This is a genomic window from Novosphingobium sp. (genome assembly GCF_030696665.1).
Taxonomy (GTDB): Bacteria; Pseudomonadota; Alphaproteobacteria; order Sphingomonadales; family Sphingomonadaceae; genus Novosphingobium.
The window spans coordinates 19,956-35,974 of the sequence record NZ_JAUYRV010000046.1; the positions used below are offsets into that span (position 1 = coordinate 19,956).

At 61.1% G+C, this 16,019-nt stretch carries 16 protein-coding genes and 3 tRNA genes; 12 read left to right on the forward strand and 7 right to left on the reverse strand.

The features are described from left to right. Positions 1-12 precede the first annotated feature (12 nt). Positions 13-417, reverse strand: coding sequence for a host attachment protein (locus Q8R81_RS12975; protein ID WP_305618472.1), 405 nt, complete (start codon positions 415-417; stop codon positions 13-15). 144 nt (positions 418-561) lie between these two features. Here Q8R81_RS12975 and recG point away from each other — a divergent pair, with 144 nt between their 5' ends. Then, positions 562-2,619, forward strand: coding sequence for an ATP-dependent DNA helicase RecG (gene recG / locus Q8R81_RS12980; protein WP_305619383.1), 2,058 nt, complete (start codon positions 562-564; stop codon positions 2,617-2,619). Between the two features lie 41 nt (positions 2,620-2,660). On the opposite strand, the gene Q8R81_RS12985 is transcribed toward recG, so the two are convergent. Both Q8R81_RS12985 and Q8R81_RS12990 read right to left on the reverse strand, forming a co-directional pair. Then, positions 2,661-3,221 carry a hypothetical protein gene (locus Q8R81_RS12985; RefSeq protein ID WP_305618474.1) on the reverse strand — a complete coding sequence of 187 codons (561 nt, stop codon included), beginning with the start codon at positions 3,219-3,221 and terminating at the stop codon, positions 2,661-2,663. A gap of 203 nt (positions 3,222-3,424) precedes the next feature. Beyond that, a tRNA-Pro gene (locus tag Q8R81_RS12990) sits at positions 3,425-3,501 on the reverse strand. 166 nt (positions 3,502-3,667) lie between these two features. On the opposite strand from Q8R81_RS12990, the gene thyA reads away from it, so the two are divergent. From thyA to Q8R81_RS13025, 7 genes are all read left to right on the forward strand, one after another. Beyond that, the gene (thyA, locus tag Q8R81_RS12995) at positions 3,668-4,612 is read left to right on the forward strand and encodes a thymidylate synthase (protein ID WP_305618476.1); all 945 of its coding nucleotides are present in this window, start codon (positions 3,668-3,670) and stop codon (positions 4,610-4,612) included. Positions 4,613-4,739: 127 nt separating this feature from the next. Then, positions 4,740-6,023 carry a 3-methyl-2-oxobutanoate dehydrogenase (2-methylpropanoyl-transferring) subunit alpha gene (locus Q8R81_RS13000; protein ID WP_305618478.1) on the forward strand — a complete coding sequence of 428 codons (1,284 nt, stop codon included), beginning with the start codon at positions 4,740-4,742 and terminating at the stop codon, positions 6,021-6,023. Positions 6,024-6,091: 68 nt separating this feature from the next. Continuing rightward, positions 6,092-7,090 carry an alpha-ketoacid dehydrogenase subunit beta gene (locus Q8R81_RS13005; protein WP_371135384.1) on the forward strand — a complete coding sequence of 333 codons (999 nt, stop codon included), beginning with the start codon at positions 6,092-6,094 and terminating at the stop codon, positions 7,088-7,090. 3 nt (positions 7,091-7,093) lie between these two features. Further along, a complete protein-coding gene (locus Q8R81_RS13010) occupies positions 7,094-8,392 on the forward strand; it encodes a dihydrolipoamide acetyltransferase family protein (RefSeq protein ID WP_305618481.1) in 1,299 nt (432 codons plus the stop codon). A gap of 31 nt (positions 8,393-8,423) precedes the next feature. Continuing rightward, positions 8,424-8,999: a YdeI/OmpD-associated family protein gene (locus Q8R81_RS13015; RefSeq protein WP_305618483.1), complete on the forward strand. Its 576-nt coding sequence runs from the start codon at positions 8,424-8,426 to the stop codon at positions 8,997-8,999. A gap of 106 nt (positions 9,000-9,105) precedes the next feature. Beyond that, a tRNA-Asp gene (locus Q8R81_RS13020) sits at positions 9,106-9,182 on the forward strand. 138 nt (positions 9,183-9,320) lie between these two features. Then, positions 9,321-9,397 (forward strand) — tRNA-Asp (locus Q8R81_RS13025). An 80-nt stretch (positions 9,398-9,477) separates the two neighbouring features. Here Q8R81_RS13025 and Q8R81_RS13030 read toward each other — a convergent pair. From Q8R81_RS13030 to Q8R81_RS13045, 4 genes are all read right to left on the reverse strand, one after another. Then, on the reverse strand, positions 9,478-9,708 hold the full coding sequence (locus tag Q8R81_RS13030) for a DUF2842 domain-containing protein (protein WP_305618485.1): 231 nt from the start codon (positions 9,706-9,708) through the stop codon (positions 9,478-9,480). After that, positions 9,705-10,292, reverse strand: a complete 588-nt coding sequence (locus Q8R81_RS13035; RefSeq protein ID WP_305618487.1) for a 5-formyltetrahydrofolate cyclo-ligase — start codon at positions 10,290-10,292, stop codon at positions 9,705-9,707. The genes Q8R81_RS13030 and Q8R81_RS13035 overlap by 4 nt, the downstream gene beginning before the upstream one ends. Positions 10,293-10,516: 224 nt before the next feature. Continuing rightward, positions 10,517-10,852 (reverse strand): cell division protein ZapA, encoded by a 336-nt coding sequence (locus Q8R81_RS13040; RefSeq protein WP_305618489.1) that lies wholly within the window; start codon positions 10,850-10,852, stop codon positions 10,517-10,519. Then, positions 10,849-11,046, reverse strand: coding sequence for a hypothetical protein (locus Q8R81_RS13045; RefSeq protein ID WP_305618491.1), 198 nt, complete (start codon positions 11,044-11,046; stop codon positions 10,849-10,851). Before Q8R81_RS13045 ends, Q8R81_RS13040 begins: the two co-directional genes overlap by 4 nt. A gap of 235 nt (positions 11,047-11,281) precedes the next feature. On the opposite strand from Q8R81_RS13045, the gene tkt reads away from it, so the two are divergent. Genes tkt through pgk form a run of 4 tightly spaced genes read left to right on the forward strand, consistent with a single transcriptional unit; the run spans position 11,282 to position 15,957 of the window. Then, entirely contained in the window at positions 11,282-13,249 is a 1,968-nt protein-coding gene (gene tkt / locus Q8R81_RS13050; RefSeq protein WP_305618493.1) for a transketolase, read from the forward strand. A 20-nt stretch (positions 13,250-13,269) separates the two neighbouring features. Next, positions 13,270-14,277 (forward strand): type I glyceraldehyde-3-phosphate dehydrogenase, encoded by a 1,008-nt coding sequence (gap, locus tag Q8R81_RS13055; protein ID WP_305618494.1) that lies wholly within the window; start codon positions 13,270-13,272, stop codon positions 14,275-14,277. A 25-nt stretch (positions 14,278-14,302) separates the two neighbouring features. Then, complete coding sequence (locus tag Q8R81_RS13060; protein ID WP_305618496.1) at positions 14,303-14,773, forward strand: MOSC domain-containing protein; 471 nt, start codon at positions 14,303-14,305, stop codon at positions 14,771-14,773. Then, positions 14,770-15,957 (forward strand): phosphoglycerate kinase, encoded by a 1,188-nt coding sequence (gene pgk, locus Q8R81_RS13065; protein WP_305618498.1) that lies wholly within the window; start codon positions 14,770-14,772, stop codon positions 15,955-15,957. Before Q8R81_RS13060 ends, pgk begins: the two co-directional genes overlap by 4 nt. Positions 15,958-16,019 lie beyond the last annotated feature (62 nt).

Sequence of the window (16,019 nt, forward strand, 5' to 3'; positions counted from 1 at the left end):
ATAGTTGCCGCCCTACTTGCTGCGCAGCGCCGCGATGATCTGTGTAGGCTGGCGGTCCATGAAGTCCTTCGCCAGTTCACCGATGACAGCGCGCTGCACGGCCTTGCTGTAATGGTGCCGCAATTCGCCCAGCGTACGTGGCGGAGCGATGACTACGAGTTGTTCGATCTTGTGGTCCTGCACCTGCCGGTTCAGCCATTCGGCAACCGCTGCCGCATGCGCGTCTTCATCGCGCTGATTGCCCGATGGATTGGCGGAGCTGACCGCGTGGCGGCCGCCCGATCCGTGGTTGCTTTCAACCAGTTCTGGCGTTGCCATCTCGGTCAATTCAGGCTCGGCTTCCGTTCCGCTGTTGCGCAGGATCTGCCAGTCTTCACCATCGACAAGCGCGATGACGGCACCGTGGGGGATCAGCATTGTGTAAAAACTCCTGTGACTGTTGCCTACTGAACGGATGAGACGCGCACTTGGCTCCACGCTCTATGCGCTGCATCAAAATTGGCGTGATTTTCACACAGGCCACCATTGGCGAAATACGTGTGGTCGGACTATGTCGGCGCGATGCGTCCCGATGTGCTCAACCCGCTATTCGCCGAATCCGGCAGCCTGAAAGGTGTAGGGCCGGGGCTTGCCCGTCCGCTTGAGAAGCTTGGCCTGACGCGGGTGAAGGACTTGGCCTATCATTTGCCCGACCGCTTCGTTGCGCGGCGCGCCGTCGCCAATCTGGACGAGGCGGGCGTTGGCGAGCAGATCGTGGTGGCGCTAACCCCGCGTGAGTACAAGCAATCCGCCGGGCGAGGGCCGTTCCGGGTGATGGCCGAGGATGCGCTGGGCAACTACATCGCACTCACCTATTTCGGGCGGGCGTCCTATTCGGGCAAGAAGCAGTTGCCGCTGGACGAAAAGCGCTGGGTTGCGGGGCGTTTGGACCAGTATGGCCAGACGTGGCAGATGGTCCACCCGGATCATGTGAGCGAAGACAGCGCAGGCATGCTCGGCCATTTGAACGAGCCGGTCTACCCTTTGTCCGACGGGCTTACGCAGGGTCGCTTGCAGGCGCTGGTTCACCAGTCTCTGGAAGGACTGCCGGAGCTTCCTGAATGGATCGAACCTGGGCTGGCCGCAAAGATGGACTGGCCGCGCTGGCATGAAGCCTTGCCGCTGGCTCACAAGGCCGAACATCCGCAGGCGCGGGACCGGCTCGCCTATGACGAGCTTCTGGCCAACAGCCTTGCTCTGCTGCTGGTGCGCGAAAGCAACCGCGCCAAGAAGGGAACGCCGCTGCATGGCGATGGGCGTTTGCGGGCAAAGCTCAACCTGCCGTTCGAACTGACCGGCGCGCAGAAGCGCTCGATTGCCGAAATCGAAGGAGACGTGGCCCAAGGCGCGCCGATGTTGCGGCTGCTGCAAGGCGATGTCGGATCGGGCAAAACGGCGGTGGCGCTGAACGCCATGCTGATCGCGGTGGAGGCCGGAGGGCAGGCGGCGCTGCTTGCCCCGACGGAAATCCTTGCACGCCAGCATGCGGAAACGCTCAGCCGCATGGCTGCAGGCACCGGCGTGACCATTGCCCTGCTGACGGGGCGTGACAAAGGCAAGGCGCGCGAGTCGATCCTCATGGGGCTGCTGGACGGCAGCATCGACATTTGCGTTGGCACCCACGCAATTTTTCAGGACACGGTCGCTTATCGCAATCTTACGCTGGCAGTGATTGATGAGCAGCACCGCTTTGGCGTGGGCCAGCGGCTGATGCTGTCCCAAAAGGCAAAGCGCACGCCGCACTGTTTGGCGATGACAGCAACGCCTATTCCGCGCACGCTGACGCTGGCCCAGTATGGGGAGATGGACGTCTCACGGCTTGATGAGATGCCGCCGGGGCGTCAGGCAATTGACACCCGCGTGGTGGCGCAGGATCGCCTTGCCGATGTGATCGAAGGGATCGGACGACACATCGCCAAAGGTGCGCAGGCCTATTGGGTCTGCCCGATGGTGCGTGAACTGGAAACAGCCGACATTGCCGCTGCCGAAGCCCGCCACGCGCTGCTGTCAGAGCGGTTTGGCGATACCGTCGTCATGGTCCACGGCCAGATGCGGCCCGAGGCCAAAGACGCGGCAATGGAGCGCTTTGCACGCGGCGATGCCAAGCTACTGGTTGCGACAACGGTGATTGAAGTGGGCGTGGACGTGCCAAACGCCACGCTGATGGTGATTGAGCAGGCAGAGCGTTTTGGCCTTGCCCAACTGCACCAGTTGCGCGGGCGCGTGGGGCGGGGCAGCCAGCAATCGACCTGCTTGCTGCTGCGCGGTGATGCTTTGTCGGAAACCGGGCGGGAGCGACTGGCTTTAATGCGGGAAACGCAGGACGGTTTCAGGCTGGCGGAGGAAGATTTGCGGCTGCGCGGCGGCGGCGAACTGCTCGGCACGCGGCAATCGGGAGATACCCCGTTCAAGGTGGCCGACTTTGAACAGATCGCCCGGCTGCTGCCTTTGGCGCATGATGACGCGCGCCTTCTGATGGAGCGAGATGGCGGCCTTTCTTCACCACGTGGTGAGGCTGCACGAACGCTGCTTTACCTTTTCGAGCGTGACTGGGGCGTCCAACTACTCAGGGGCGGGTAAAGGCGAAGGCGGCGCACCTGCACGCCGCCTTCGTTTCGGGTTTACTTGCTCGGCGCTGGGGCCGCTGCACTCTTGGTTGCGTCGGCGAACTGTTCAGCGCTCATGCCGATGTAGAGGCCAGTCTCGGCCTTCGCCACGGATGTGCGCGGCAGCTTGACCTTGGCGGTTCCGGTATCGAGCACGAAATCGGTTTCGCTCACTTCGCTGATCTTTCCAAGCACGGTCGCCTTGTCTGACGCATGCACTGGCGCGTCGGCGACGATGGCGGATGCCAGTTCTGCCTGTGCAGCACCTGCGGCCTTCTCGGCGGCGGCATCAAGTTCAACCTTTGTCATGCCCAATACCGGACCCTTAGGCCCGGTGCCGAGCGCGGTCAGCGCCAGCGTAGCCATATTTTTGCCGGTATCGATCACGAAATTCGGGGCAGTTACGCTTTTGATGGTCCCGACTTCAGCACCGGCGGTGTCATAGACGGTTGCGCCCACGGTCGGTGTTGCGGTTGCCGTGGCGGCCGCACCAGCGGCAGCTTCCTGCGCCATAGCCGTGGTGGCAAAAGGTGCGGTCGCGGCAAGGAGGGCGAGGGTGAGATTACGGATTTTCACGGAAGGGTTTTCCTGTCCTGTTTATGGGTAGCCCTGCCAAGGTCGGCAATCCTGCGCTGAAGCGAAAGGGCTCTTGCGTTTGGCTGCCGGAAAATATGCGGTGAATTGAAGGACTTGTGCTTCAGTTGCGACGAGTTGCGGCAAATGCACAAACGAAAAGAGCGACCCGAAGGCCGCTCTGTTTCTCACCACTGAGGGTGAAGTGGTCGGGGAAAGAGGATTCGAACCTCCGGCCCCTGCCTCCCGAAGACAGTGCTCTACCAGGCTGAGCTATTCCCCGACCGATCCGCAAGCCAGTTACCCGGCTGCGAGGCAGGCGCGCCCTATACGAAGCACTTCCGGGGCTGGCAAGCGCGCGCACGAAGTTTTTTCCGCACGGAATTTTGCGGGGAATTTTCGCAGTCCGGCTTTTGCGCAGGCGTGCAGGTGCGGATAGAAGCGGTGCCATGATCGCATCGCCCGAATCCGCGCGCCATCCAGAATGGCAGTACCTTGATCTGATGCGCCGCATCTGGGAGCAGGGCGACGAGCGCGTTGATCGCACAGGCGTGGGGACGCGGTCAGTGTTCGGGGCGCAGTTGCGGTTTGACCTGTCGGAGGGGCGCATGCCGCTGCTGACGACCAAGCGCGTGTTCTGGAAAACCGCCACGCGCGAGTTCCTGTGGTTCCTTACCGGTGACACAAACATCCGCAACCTGTGCGCACAGGGCGTGGAGATCTGGACCGACTGGCCGCTGGACCGTTATCGCAAGGCGACCGGCGACCACATTTCCCGCGCGGACTTCTCAGCCCGCATCGTGGATGACGCAGCGTTTGCGCTTGCATGGGGTGACCTTGGTCCCGTCTATGGTAAGCAGTGGGTGAATTGGCCGGTTTACGAACCTGCGGGCGACGGCTTGTTCAGCCAGCGGCCCAAAGGCGTGAATCAGGTAGCCGACGTCATCGAATCTCTTCGCAAAAACCCCGGCAGCCGACGCCACATCGTGGAAGGGTGGAATGTGGCGGAAGTGGACCAGATGGCGCTGCCGCCGTGCCATAAGACCTATCAATTCCATGTCAGCGGCAACAGGCTGAACGGCCTGCTTTACCAGCGCAGCTGTGACGTTGCGCTGGGCCTGCCGTTCAACCTGTGGGGCGCGGCACTCTTTGTCCGGTTGCTCGCGCAGCAATGCGATCTGGAACCGGGTGAACTGGTGTGGATGGGTGGAGACACGCACCTTTATCTCAATCATGGGGATCTTGTCGAAGCACAGCTTTCCCGGGAACCGGACGGCGATCCGCGCCTTGCTATCCTGCGCCGACCCGATAGCGTGTTCGGCTATCGGATCGAGGATTTCGAGGTGACCGGATATTCGCCACAGGGCCAACTGTCTGCCCCTGTTGCCGTCTGACACTGCGATTGACTCGAAAAGGCGTGTGAAATAAAATAACACACGTTTATAACTTTGCACTCGTCGAGCTTTTGCATTCGCATAGGCTGATTCGGGTGCTGGAGAGTCAGATGCAGGTGTTCTCAAGATGAGTGGAACCGCGCGTGGCAACCTTCCGCCGCTTGCGCTTCACGTGCCGGAACCCAAGTTCCGGCCGGGCGACAAGGTCGATTATTCGCACCTGCAGATTTCGGTCGCCGGAGAGCAACCTCGTCCTGACGAGGGCTGTGCCGCGGTAGAAACGCATCCGCTGTGTCTCGACCTGGTGCGCGTTCTGGGCGAGGATCACCGGGCCGTTGGTCCGTGGGATCCGAAACTTGATGCCGACACGCTGCGCCGCATGCTGCGCACGATGGCGCTGACCCGCGCCTTTGATGATCGCATGTATCGCGGGCAGCGGCAGGGCAAGACCAGCTTCTACATGAAGTGCACCGGCGAGGAGGCCACCTCGGTTGCTCCGGCGATGGCACTGGCTGACGACGACATGGTGTTTCCAAGCTATCGCCAGCAGGGCATCCTGATCGCGCGCGGCTATCCCATTGTCGAGATGATCAACCAGATCTATTCAAACCGCGCCGACAAGCTGAAGGGTCGGCAACTGCCGATCATGTATTCGGCGCGCGAGGCTTCATTCTTTTCGATCAGCGGCAACCTGGCCACGCAGTATCCGCAGGCGGTGGGTTGGGCGATGGCGAGCGCGATCAAGGGCGATACCCGCATCGCTGCGACCTGGATCGGTGAAGGATCGACGGCGGAGGGCGATTTCCATTCGGCCATGACATTTGCGGCCGTTTACAATGCGCCGGTCATCTTCAACGTGGTCAACAACCAGTGGGCGATTTCGAGCTTTTCCGGGTTTGCCGGGGCCGAGCGGACGACCTTTGCAGCGCGTGCCATCGGTTATGGCATCGCCGGCATTCGCGTTGACGGGAACGATCCGCTGGCTGTTTATGCAGCAACGCAATGGGCCGCCAACCGTGCGCGTTCAAACGCCGGGCCAACGCTGATCGAGCACTTTACCTATCGCGCTGAGGGACACTCAACGTCGGATGATCCGGGCCAGTATCGCTCAGCACACGAGCGCGAAGAATGGCCGCTGGGCGATCCGGTCAACCGCCTGAAGCAGCACCTCATCGCGCTGGGCGAGTGGTCTGAAGAGCAGCATGTTGAAATGGACCGTGAATTGATGGAGCAAGTGAAGGCCGCAACCAAGGAGGCCGAGAAAAACGGCATTCTTGGCCACGGCCTGCACCACCCGTTCCGCACGATGTTCGAGGACGTGTTCGAGGAACTGCCCTGGCACCTCAAGGAACAGAGCGAACAGGCAATTCATGAGCGCCAGGTCAAATGGCCGGATTGGAAAGACGCATGACCTACGCACAGAATTTGGCCGATGAATCCCCGGTCAGTCTCTCGCAAGCTCCGGTCCGCCGTCTGAACATGATCGAAGCGATCAACGACGCGCTGGATATTATGCTCGAGCGTGATCCCGATGTCGTCGTGCTGGGCGAGGATGTCGGCTATTTCGGCGGCGTTTTCCGCGCGACTGCCGGCTTGCAGGCCAAGCATGGCAAAACCCGTGTGTTTGATACGCCGATCAGCGAATGCGGGATCATCGGCGTTGCGGTGGGGATGGGGGCCTATGGGCTGCGCCCGGTGCCTGAAATCCAGTTTGCGGACTACATCTATCCCGGGCTTGACCAACTCGTGTCTGAAGCAGCACGCCTGCGCTATCGTTCGGCGGGCGAGTTCACCGCGCCGATGACGGTGCGTTCGCCTTTCGGTGGCGGCATCTTTGGCGGGCAGACTCACAGCCAAAGCCCCGAGGCCCTGTTTACGCACGTTTCAGGCATCAAGACGATCATCCCCAGCACCCCGTATGACGCAAAAGGCCTGCTGATCGCGGCGATCGAGGACAACGACCCCGTCATCTTCTTCGAGCCGAAGCGCATCTATAACGGCCCCTTCAACGGCTACTACGACAAACCGGTTGAGCCGTGGGCCAAGCATGCGGACAGCGCCGTGCCGGAGGGATATTACTCCATCCCGCTGGGCAAAGCGCGGATCGTGAGGCCGGGGCAGGCTTTCACCGTGCTGGCTTATGGCACGATGGTCCATGTCGCCGCAGCAGTCTGCGCTGAAAAGGGCGTCGATGCCGAAATCATCGACCTGCGCACTCTGGTCCCGCTCGACATCGAGACTGTGGAAAAGTCGGTGGAAAAGACCGGCAAATGCCTGATCGTCCACGAAGCGACGCGCACCTGCGGTTTTGGCGCGGAGCTTTCGGCTCTGGTGCAGGAGCGCTGCTTCTATCACCTCGAAGCGCCGATAGAACGCGTGACCGGTTTTGACACGCCTTATCCCCACAGCCTCGAATGGGCCTACTTCCCCGGCCCGGTCCGCATTGGCGAGGCCATCGACCGTTTGATGAAAGCCTGAGTCATGGCAACATATACATTCCGCCTGCCCGACATTGGCGAGGGCATCGCCGAAGCTGAAATCGTCGCTTGGCACGTGAAAGTCGGAGACACGGTCGAGGAAGACGGCCGCCTTGCCGACATGATGACCGACAAGGCCACGGTTGAAATGGAAAGCCCGGTTACCGGGAAGGTCGTCTCGATCGCAGGCGATGTTGGCGATGTCGTGGCGATTGGTTCGGCGCTGGTAGTGATCGAGACCGAGGGGGAGGCGGCTGACGGGCACGCTGCGCCTGCGCCCACGGAAAAGGCTGTGGCTGAGCGGATCGAGGCGGAGAATCCCGATGCTGGTGATGTGGCGAAAGTTGAGGCTGCTGTCGCGCCGACTGCACCAGAGCCAATGCCCGCCCCGGTTGAGGTGGTCGAAGTTTCCGCAAAGCACGATGTCGACGCCAAAGTCCTAGCCAGCCCCGCCGTGCGTCAGCGCGCCAGCGATTTGGGCATTGACCTGTCCGAAGTGCGCTCCTCCGAGGAAGGCCGCATCCGCCACGCCGATCTCGACCAGTTCCTCTCCTACAATGCAAAGGGCGGATACCGCTCCGCAGGCCGCGAACGTGGCGATGAATTCATCAAGGTTATCGGCATGCGCCGCCGCATTGCCGAGAACATGGCCGCGTCAAAACGTCACATCCCGCACTTCTCCTATGTCGAGGAATGCGATGTGACCGCGCTCGAAGCGATGCGTGAACAGCTGAACGCCCATCGCGGCGATAAGCCGAAGTTGACGCTTCTGCCGCTGCTCATCACCGCCATCTGCCGTGCGCTGCCCCAGTTTCCGATGATCAACGCGCGGTATGACGATGAGGCAGGTGTGGTAACCCGCTATGGCGCGGTCCACCTCGGCATGGCGGCTCAGACCCCGGCAGGCCTGATGGTTCCGGTGGTCCGAAACGCGCAAAGCCTTAATCTATGGCAATTGGCGCGCGAGATTGTCCGCCTTGCAGAGGCCGCGCGCAGCGGCAGTGCAAAGTCCGAGGAACTGTCGGGTTCCACGCTGACGGTCACCTCGCTCGGCCCGCTGGGCGGCGTTGCGACAACCCCGGTCATCAACCGCCCTGAAGTTGCCATCATTGGCCCCAACCGCATCGTCGAGCGCCCGATGTTCGTGCCTGACGGCATGGGGGGGGAGCGTATCGAGAAACGCAAGCTCATGAACATTTCGATCAGTTGCGATCACCGGGTGGTGGACGGCCATGATGCTGCAAGCTTTGTTCAAGCAGTCAAAAAGCTGATCGAAACGCCGGTACTTTTGCTGGGAGATTGATGTGGTATCCTCCCTGAAAAGGGAGACGCCCATGCCGACAATCGATCCGCGTATCGATGCGCACATTGCCAAGGCAGGAGAGTTTGCCCGCCCGATCCTTGAACGCTTCCGCGCGCTGGTCCATCGCGAAATCCCGGACTGCGTCGAAGCGATAAAATGGGGCATGCCGCACTTCACATTGCGGGGTAAGAACCTCGCCGGGATGGCCGCATTCAAGGCGCACGTCTCGGTGTTCTTTCACGATGATGAGCAGTTGGGCGGCACAGGCCCCTTCCGCAAGATCGCCAGCCTTGACCAGTTTCCTGACGAGGAACAGGTCATCCAGCGGCTGAACGCGGCGGCGGAACGGCTCTCTACTGCGTCAACCTCTCCAAAACCGAAGGCCGCACCAAAGCCTGTTCCCGACGTGCCATCCAGTTTTGCCGATGCTCTGGAAACCGCCGCTGTGCGTGACCGTTTTGACGCGATGGCACCGGGTCAACGCCGGGAATACATCGAATGGATTGTAGAGGCCAAGACCGACGCCACTCGCGACAAGCGTATCGCGCATGCCGTCGAATGGATCGGGGAGGGCAAGCCACGCAACTGGAAGTACCAGAAATGCTGACCCAGTCGGGGCATACCAAAGGAAATTTGCGGAGAGCCGAAAATGCTGCACGAACAGCGTTGACAGCCCGCAAGCTCTGCCATAGAGGCGGCGCTCCCAAGGGTGAGCGGGTGTAGCTCAGTTGGTTAGAGTATCGGCCTGTCACGCCGAGGGTCGCGGGTTCAAGTCCCGTCACTCGCGCCATTGGGAAGATTTAAAAGGCGCCTTCGGGCGCCTTTTTCTTTTCCTGATTTCCGCGTCACGCGCTGTGGAAAACTTCCCGAAATCTGGCCGTTGACACTCCGCTGCACCTGCCATAGAGGCGCGTCTCCCAAGGGGCACGCGGGTGTAGCTCAGTTGGTTAGAGTATCGGCCTGTCACGCCGAGGGTCGCGGGTTCAAGTCCCGTCACTCGCGCCACCTTGGGAATTTCTTTCAGAAGCGGTTTGTCTGACGGTGCAGGGGCTTTACGCCCCGCTCCACTCAGACCTGCGCTTCAATCACCCCCAGCGCCCGGTTTCCATCCAGATCAGGAACCGCCGCAGGGGCAGCAGCCACACTGTACCGAACACGACATACGCCAGTGTCTGCAGCAGAACGTGCCACCCACCGATGATCGCCGAAGCTGATGCAACAGCAAAGACATAGACGCACAGCGCCAAGACCAGCCCAATGATGCCTACCGGTTTACGCCAGGTTGGGCGCCAATCCGGCCTTTCAGGTTGTGTCACGCTGCATGCTCCCAAGGTCCATAGATTCGCGTTGGCGTTACCACGGCGTGGAGCGGAACGTCATGCGGCTCACGGGGCAGATCGTCTACCAACTGGCAGTCCCACGCCAAGCCGATGGGCAGCGCCGATGGATTGGCCTCCAGCCAACGGTCATAATGCCCGCCGCCTTGCCCCAATCGGCCACCATCGGCTGCAAATCCGACCAAAGGCACAAACAGCACATCGGGGATAAGCATCGCTGCATCGCCTGCCGGTTGCACAATGCCCTTCCACGGGCCCGGCACAAGCAGATCATCCACCCACGGCGAGGCCCATTCGCGGAAGACCATTGGCGATTCGCGCGATTCAAACCACGGCAAGGCAACCTTGTGCCCTGCTTCGTGAAAGTGCCGTGCATAGGCGGTTGCCGGTGCTTCCGCAGGCCCGGCAAGATAAAGGCCAACTACAGCATCATCAGGAACGAGTGCAGCCACGGGCGAGGGCGGGCGTTTGAACATCAGCGCCATCACGCGCGGGTCAATCGCCAGAACATGGGCATTGCGCCGCGCTCTCAGTTCACTGCGCAGCGCATTCTTGGCTTCCACGCGAGGCTCCGTGATTCTGCAAAATAAGGAGGGTGACGGGCCCACCGTGGTCGTTAGCTCGGAAAATCCTCTGACGCCTCGACGTCAGGTGGGGACCGCTTGCCCGGGACCAGGATCCCAGACAGGGGCAGCCCCCTTGGATTGCTTATAGCCTCAGGGATGTTCATGCGGCTCGTGCCGGGCAGATCCCGTCCCCCTTGATCTAGGCACTCACTGGCCTTTTCTCAAGGGGCTTGTTCCAAAGTCGCCGCCACAGATTCTATCCGTTCGGCAAGTCGGGTCACGCGCTCGACGATCAGGTCGTCCACCTCGGCGATGGCCACGGGTTCGTCGGCTGTCGGTGGCGGTGCCACGATTGGCGCGTGCCGGTGTGCTTCGTGCAGTTCATCGGCCAGCATCAGCGCTGAAAACAGCAGCATGCGCGGCTCGGTCTGCCCACTGCCCATGCGGCTTGCGCGCTCGTCGATCATTCGGCCGAGCATCGCAATATGGTCTTCTTCGCCATCCGCACACGATACTGTGAAGGGACGGCCACCGATCATCAGTGTCAGGTTGCTCATTTGGGCAGGCCTGCCAACAGCAGGTCCAATTGCCGCAACTCCTGCGCAACCGTGTCTTTCAGCTTGCGGTGACGGACCTTGAGAAGCGCAAGCTCCTCGGCCGTTTCACCGCCCTGTTGTATAACCGCAGCTTCAACCCGCACGAGCGCTTGCTCAAGCCGGTCCAAAGCGGTGCCCAATCCATCCATCGTCATGGTCGATGAAACTACCAGATCGGGCCTTTATCGCAACCGTCGCTCAACCCTTATTCGGGGGAATGCTGTTGCATCGTGCTAAAGACAGCGCAGGACAACGCATTTGCAGCAAAGAACCCTGTCCCGCAGCCTTGACCCATCGCCCTGCCATGACCAAAGAGGCCCGGCTCCGAATCAGCGGATTTCGTGCGGGCCAGATGCTGGCGGCACGAACAGGGAAGGGCTAATTTCAAGCATGACACGCGAAACCACCGCGCTGGCACCTATGGCCAACGCGATCCGTGCGCTTGCCATGGACGCAGTCCAGGCAGCCAATTCGGGGCATCCCGGCATGCCGATGGGTATGGCCGATGTCGCCACGGTGCTGTGGACGCAGTTCCTGAAGCATGATCCTTCGGCCCCCGACTGGTCGGACCGTGATCGCTTCGTGCTGTCGGCCGGTCATGGGTCGATGCTGATTTATGCGCTGCTGTATCTGACGGGTTATGAAAGCCCGACGATGGATGACATCCGCAAGTTCCGCCAGATCGACAGCGTTTGCGCCGGTCACCCCGAAAACTTCCTGATCGATGGCGTTGAATGCACCACCGGCCCGCTGGGGCAAGGTGTGGCAATGGCCGTCGGCTTTGCGATGGCAGAGCGTCACCTCAACGCTCAGTTCGGCGACGATCTGGTTGACCACAAGACCTGGGTGATCGCCGGCGACGGCTGCCTGATGGAAGGCATCAACCACGAAGCTGTGGGCCTTGCTGGCACGCTCAAGCTCGGCCGCCTCAACGTGCTGTGGGACGACAACAAGATCACGATTGATGGCGATACCTCGCTTTCGACCACCGAGGACATCCTTGGCCGCTACACTGCGTCGGGTTGGCATGTTACCACGTGCGATGGCCATGACTTTGCCGACATTGCCCGCGCTCTGGCCGAAGCAGAAGTCGATCCGCGCCCGTCGCTGGTCGCCTGCCGCACGGTGATCGGCAAGGGCGCGCCCAACAAGCAGGGCGGTCATAACGTCCACGGCTCGCCGCTGGGTGCTGATGAAATCGCAGCCGCGCGCGACTATCTGGGCTGGACTGCAGCACCGTTCGAAGTGCCTGCAGACATCCTTGCCAACTGGCGTGCTGCCGGTGAAGCAGGCAAGGCCACACGTGCAGCGTGGGAAGCCCGCGCCGCCGGGAGCGACAAGGCAGCAGAACTCGCCCGCCGCATGGCTGGCGAACTGCCCGCCGAAACCGGTTACGACGCTTATATCCAGTCGCTGATCGCCAATCCGCCCAAGGTTGCCACGCGCAAGTCCAGCGAAATGGCGCTCGAAGCGTTCACGGCGAATGTGCCGGAAATGGTTGGTGGATCGGCTGACCTTACCGGTTCGAACAATACCAAGACCAAGTCGACCACGCCGTTCACGCCCGAAAGCTACGAAGGTCGCTATGTCTATTACGGCATCCGCGAGTTCGGGATGGCCGCTGCGATGAACGGCATGGCGCTGCACGGAGGCGTGATCCCCTACGGCGGTACGTTCCTGATCTTCTCGGACTATTGCCGCAACGCAATCCGCCTCTCGGCGCTTCAGCACCAGCGCGTGGTCTATGTTCTGACGCACGATTCCATCGGTCTTGGTGAAGATGGGCCGACGCATCAGCCGGTCGAGCATGTCATGTCGCTGCGCATGATCCCGAACCTGCTGGTCTTCCGCCCGGCCGATGCGATTGAAACGGCTGAGGCTTGGTCGCTGGCGCTGGCCAACAAGGATCGGCCCAGCGTTCTGGCGCTTACCCGTCAGAACCTCGCGCCGGTCCGTTTCGACGCTGAAATGCAGAGCGCGAAGGGGGCGTATCGCCTCGTCTCCGCCAATGCCGCACGCAAGGTCGTGCTGCTGGCCACTGGTTCGGAAGTGGCGATTGCCAAGGACGTTGCTGTGGCACTCGAAGCGCAGGGCATCGGCGCAGATGTCGTGTCGTTCCCGTGCTGGGAACTGTTCGAAGAACAGGATGCCGCTTACAAGACTGACCTGCTGCCGGCAGACGCACTCAAGGTTTCGATTGAGGCAGGCGTAACACTGGGTTGGCAGAAGTATGTGGGCGATGGCCTGACCATCGGCATTGACACCTTCGGCGCATCTGCCCCGATCGACGTTCTCTATGACTATTTCGGCCTCACCGCCGACAAGATTGTCCCGCAGATCCTTTCGCGGGTTTCGTAAATCAACAGGAGATACCTGACATGGCTATCAAGGTTGCAATCAACGGTTTCGGTCGCATCGGGCGCAATGTCGCCCGCGCCATCCTCGAACGGCCCGATTGCGGCCTTGAGCTGGTTTCGATCAACGATCTTGCAGACGCCAAGGCCAACGCCCTGCTGTTCAAGCGTGACAGCGTTCACGGCGCGTTCTCGGGCGATGTTTCGGTTGATGGCAACGATCTGATCGTAAACGGTCAGCGCATCCAGGTGACCGCCGAGCGTGATCCCGCCAACCTGCCACATGCCGCCAACGGCATCGACATTGCGATGGAATGCACCGGCTTCTTCACCAACCGCGAAGGTGGCCAGAAGCATATCGATGCAGGCGCCAAGCGCGTCCTGATCTCTGCACCGGGCAAGAACGTCGATCTCACGGTCGTATTCGGCGTGAACCACGACAAGCTCACTGCCGATCACAAGATCGTGTCGAACGCCTCGTGCACCACCAACTGCCTCGCACCGATGGCCAAGGTTCTGCACGAAGCCATCGGGATCGAGCGTGGCCTGATGACGACGATCCATTCGTACACCAACGACCAGAAGATCCTCGACCAGATCCACAGCGATCCGCGCCGCGCCCGCGCTGCGGCGATGAACATGATCCCCACCAGCACCGGCGCTGCCGTGGCTGTTGGCGAAGTTCTCCCCGACCTGAAGGGCAAGCTCGATGGTTCGTCGATCCGCGTGCCGACCCCGAACGTTTCGGTCGTCGACCTGACCTTCACGCCAAAGCGCGACACCACGCTTGAGGAAGTCAACGGCGTGCTCAAGGCTGCTGCCGAAGGCGCACTGAAGGGCGTGCTGGGTTACACCGACGAGCCGCTGGTCTCGATCGACTTCAACCACGATGCGCACTCGTCGACCATCGACAGCCTCGAAACCGCTGTCCTCGAAGGCAAGCTGGTCCGCGTCCTTTCGTGGTATGACTACGAGTGGGGCTTCTCGAACCGGATGCTCGATACAGCAGGCGCGATGGCCAAGTTTCTTTGATCTATTTCACTGACGGGTGGATAAAGTGAACGGGCGTCTCGGGGGTATTGCGCGGCACGATAAATCGCGCGGGCCTATTGAGACGCTCGATCACGTTGCGGTGACCCGCGCGGACGGCGTTCACGGCGATCGTCGCGGTACGATCCGCGCCGGAAAGTCCGGCCGCCGCCAAGTCTCGCTGATCGAAGCGGAAAGTTGGGCTGCTGCGATGGCCGAACTGGAACTTCCGGCGGAGAAAGTGCTGGCTTGGCATGTGCGCCGCGCGAACCTTCTGGTTGAAGGTGTGCGCCTGCCTCGCGAGGCTGGAAAAGTTATCGCCATCGGCAATGGCCTGCGCATAGAAGTCACCTGCGAATGCGATCCATGCTTCCGTATGGATGAAATTCTGCCCGGCCTGAAACACGTGCTGTTGCCAGATTGGCGCGGCGGAGTGCTGGGTTGCGTGCTGTCCGATGGTGAAATCGCTATTGGTGATGAAGTGAGGATCGAGGAATGACCTTCAAGACTCTGGACGATCTCGGCGACCTGACAGGCAAGACCGTGCTGGTACGTGAGGATCTCAACGTGCCGATGGCCGACGGTATGGTCACTGACGATACGCGCCTGCGCGCCACCGTGACCACGCTGTGCGAACTGGCGGACAAAGGTGCAAAAGTCCTCGTACTCGCCCACTTCGGTCGCCCCAAAGGGCAGCCATCCGAAGAGTTCTCGCTGAAAAAGCTTGCAGCGCCGCTCGCCCATGTACTGGGCCGCCCGGTCAGCTATATTGACTGGGAGGGCGACAAGGCCGCCGTCGCTGCGCTGTCGTCCGGTGCCATCGCGGTCCTTGAAAACACCCGTTTCTTCGGCGGCGAGGAAAAGAATGACCCCTCCGTAGTCGAGCGCTTTGCCAGCCTTGGCGACATCTACGTCAATGACGCCTTCTCTGCCGCCCATCGCGCCCATGCCTCGACAGAAGGTTTGGCGCACGTCCTGCCAGCCTATGCAGGACGTGCAATGGAGGCTGAGTTGAAGGCACTTCAGAAGGCCCTAGGTGCGCCTGAGCGCCCGGTCGCGGCTGTTGTCGGTGGTGCCAAAGTTTCGACCAAGCTCGACGTGCTCAAGCATCTGGTCAGCAAGGTTGATCACCTGATCATCGGCGGCGGCATGGCCAACACCTTCCTTGCGGCGCGTGGCGTTGCCGTTGGCAAGTCGCTGTGTGAGCATGACCTGACCGGCACCGCCGAGGAAATCCTCGACAATGCTGACAAGGCGGGCTGCACGGTCCATTTGCCTTACGACGTTGTCGTCTCGAAGGAATTTGCGGCAAACCCGGCGTCGCTTCGCACGTGCAACGTGCATGAAGTGGCAGCAGACGAGATGATCCTTGATGTCGGTCCTGCTGCCATCGAAGCGCTGGCTGATGTGCTGAAAACTTGCCGCACGCTTGTCTGGAATGGTCCAATGGGGGCGTTCGAAACCGAACCCTTTGACACTGCTACGGTGGCATTGGCGAAGAGTGCCGCTGCGCTGACCAAGGAAGGCTCGCTTGTTTCGGTCGCGGGTGGCGGTGACACCGTTGCTGCGCTCAATCATGCTGGCGTTGCAGGCGATTTCTCCTACGTTTCGACGGCAGGCGGTGCATTCCTTGAATGGATGGAAGGCAAGGAACTGCCCGGCGTCGCCGCGCTCGAAATGTAAAAAAATCGCGGAGCGCGTGTTGCACTGCGGCACGCGCTTCTTTATGGCGTGATCTCGCATAG

What these genes read in the sequence shown, in the direction of transcription:
- Q8R81_RS13010 (WP_305618481.1), top strand. Translation starts at nt 7,094, where the DNA reads ATGGCAACATATACATTCCGCCTGCCCGACATTGGCGAGGGCATCGCC.
- Q8R81_RS13000 (WP_305618478.1), top strand. Translation starts at nt 4,740, where the DNA reads ATGAGTGGAACCGCGCGTGGCAACCTTCCGCCGCTTGCGCTTCACGTG.
- Q8R81_RS13005 (WP_371135384.1), top strand. Translation starts at nt 6,092, where the DNA reads ATGATCGAAGCGATCAACGACGCGCTGGATATTATGCTCGAGCGTGAT.
- recG (WP_305619383.1), top strand. Translation starts at nt 562, where the DNA reads ATGCGTCCCGATGTGCTCAACCCGCTATTCGCCGAATCCGGCAGCCTG.
- Q8R81_RS13040 (WP_305618489.1), bottom strand. Translation starts at nt 10,852, where the DNA reads ATGAGCAACCTGACACTGATGATCGGTGGCCGTCCCTTCACAGTATCG.
- Q8R81_RS13015 (WP_305618483.1), top strand. Translation starts at nt 8,424, where the DNA reads ATGCCGACAATCGATCCGCGTATCGATGCGCACATTGCCAAGGCAGGA.
- Q8R81_RS12975 (WP_305618472.1), bottom strand. Translation starts at nt 417, where the DNA reads ATGCTGATCCCCCACGGTGCCGTCATCGCGCTTGTCGATGGTGAAGAC.
- pgk (WP_305618498.1), top strand. Translation starts at nt 14,770, where the DNA reads ATGACCTTCAAGACTCTGGACGATCTCGGCGACCTGACAGGCAAGACC.
- thyA (WP_305618476.1), top strand. Translation starts at nt 3,668, where the DNA reads ATGATCGCATCGCCCGAATCCGCGCGCCATCCAGAATGGCAGTACCTT.
- Q8R81_RS13045 (WP_305618491.1), bottom strand. Translation starts at nt 11,046, where the DNA reads ATGACGATGGATGGATTGGGCACCGCTTTGGACCGGCTTGAGCAAGCG.
- gap (WP_305618494.1), top strand. Translation starts at nt 13,270, where the DNA reads ATGGCTATCAAGGTTGCAATCAACGGTTTCGGTCGCATCGGGCGCAAT.
- tkt (WP_305618493.1), top strand. Translation starts at nt 11,282, where the DNA reads ATGACACGCGAAACCACCGCGCTGGCACCTATGGCCAACGCGATCCGT.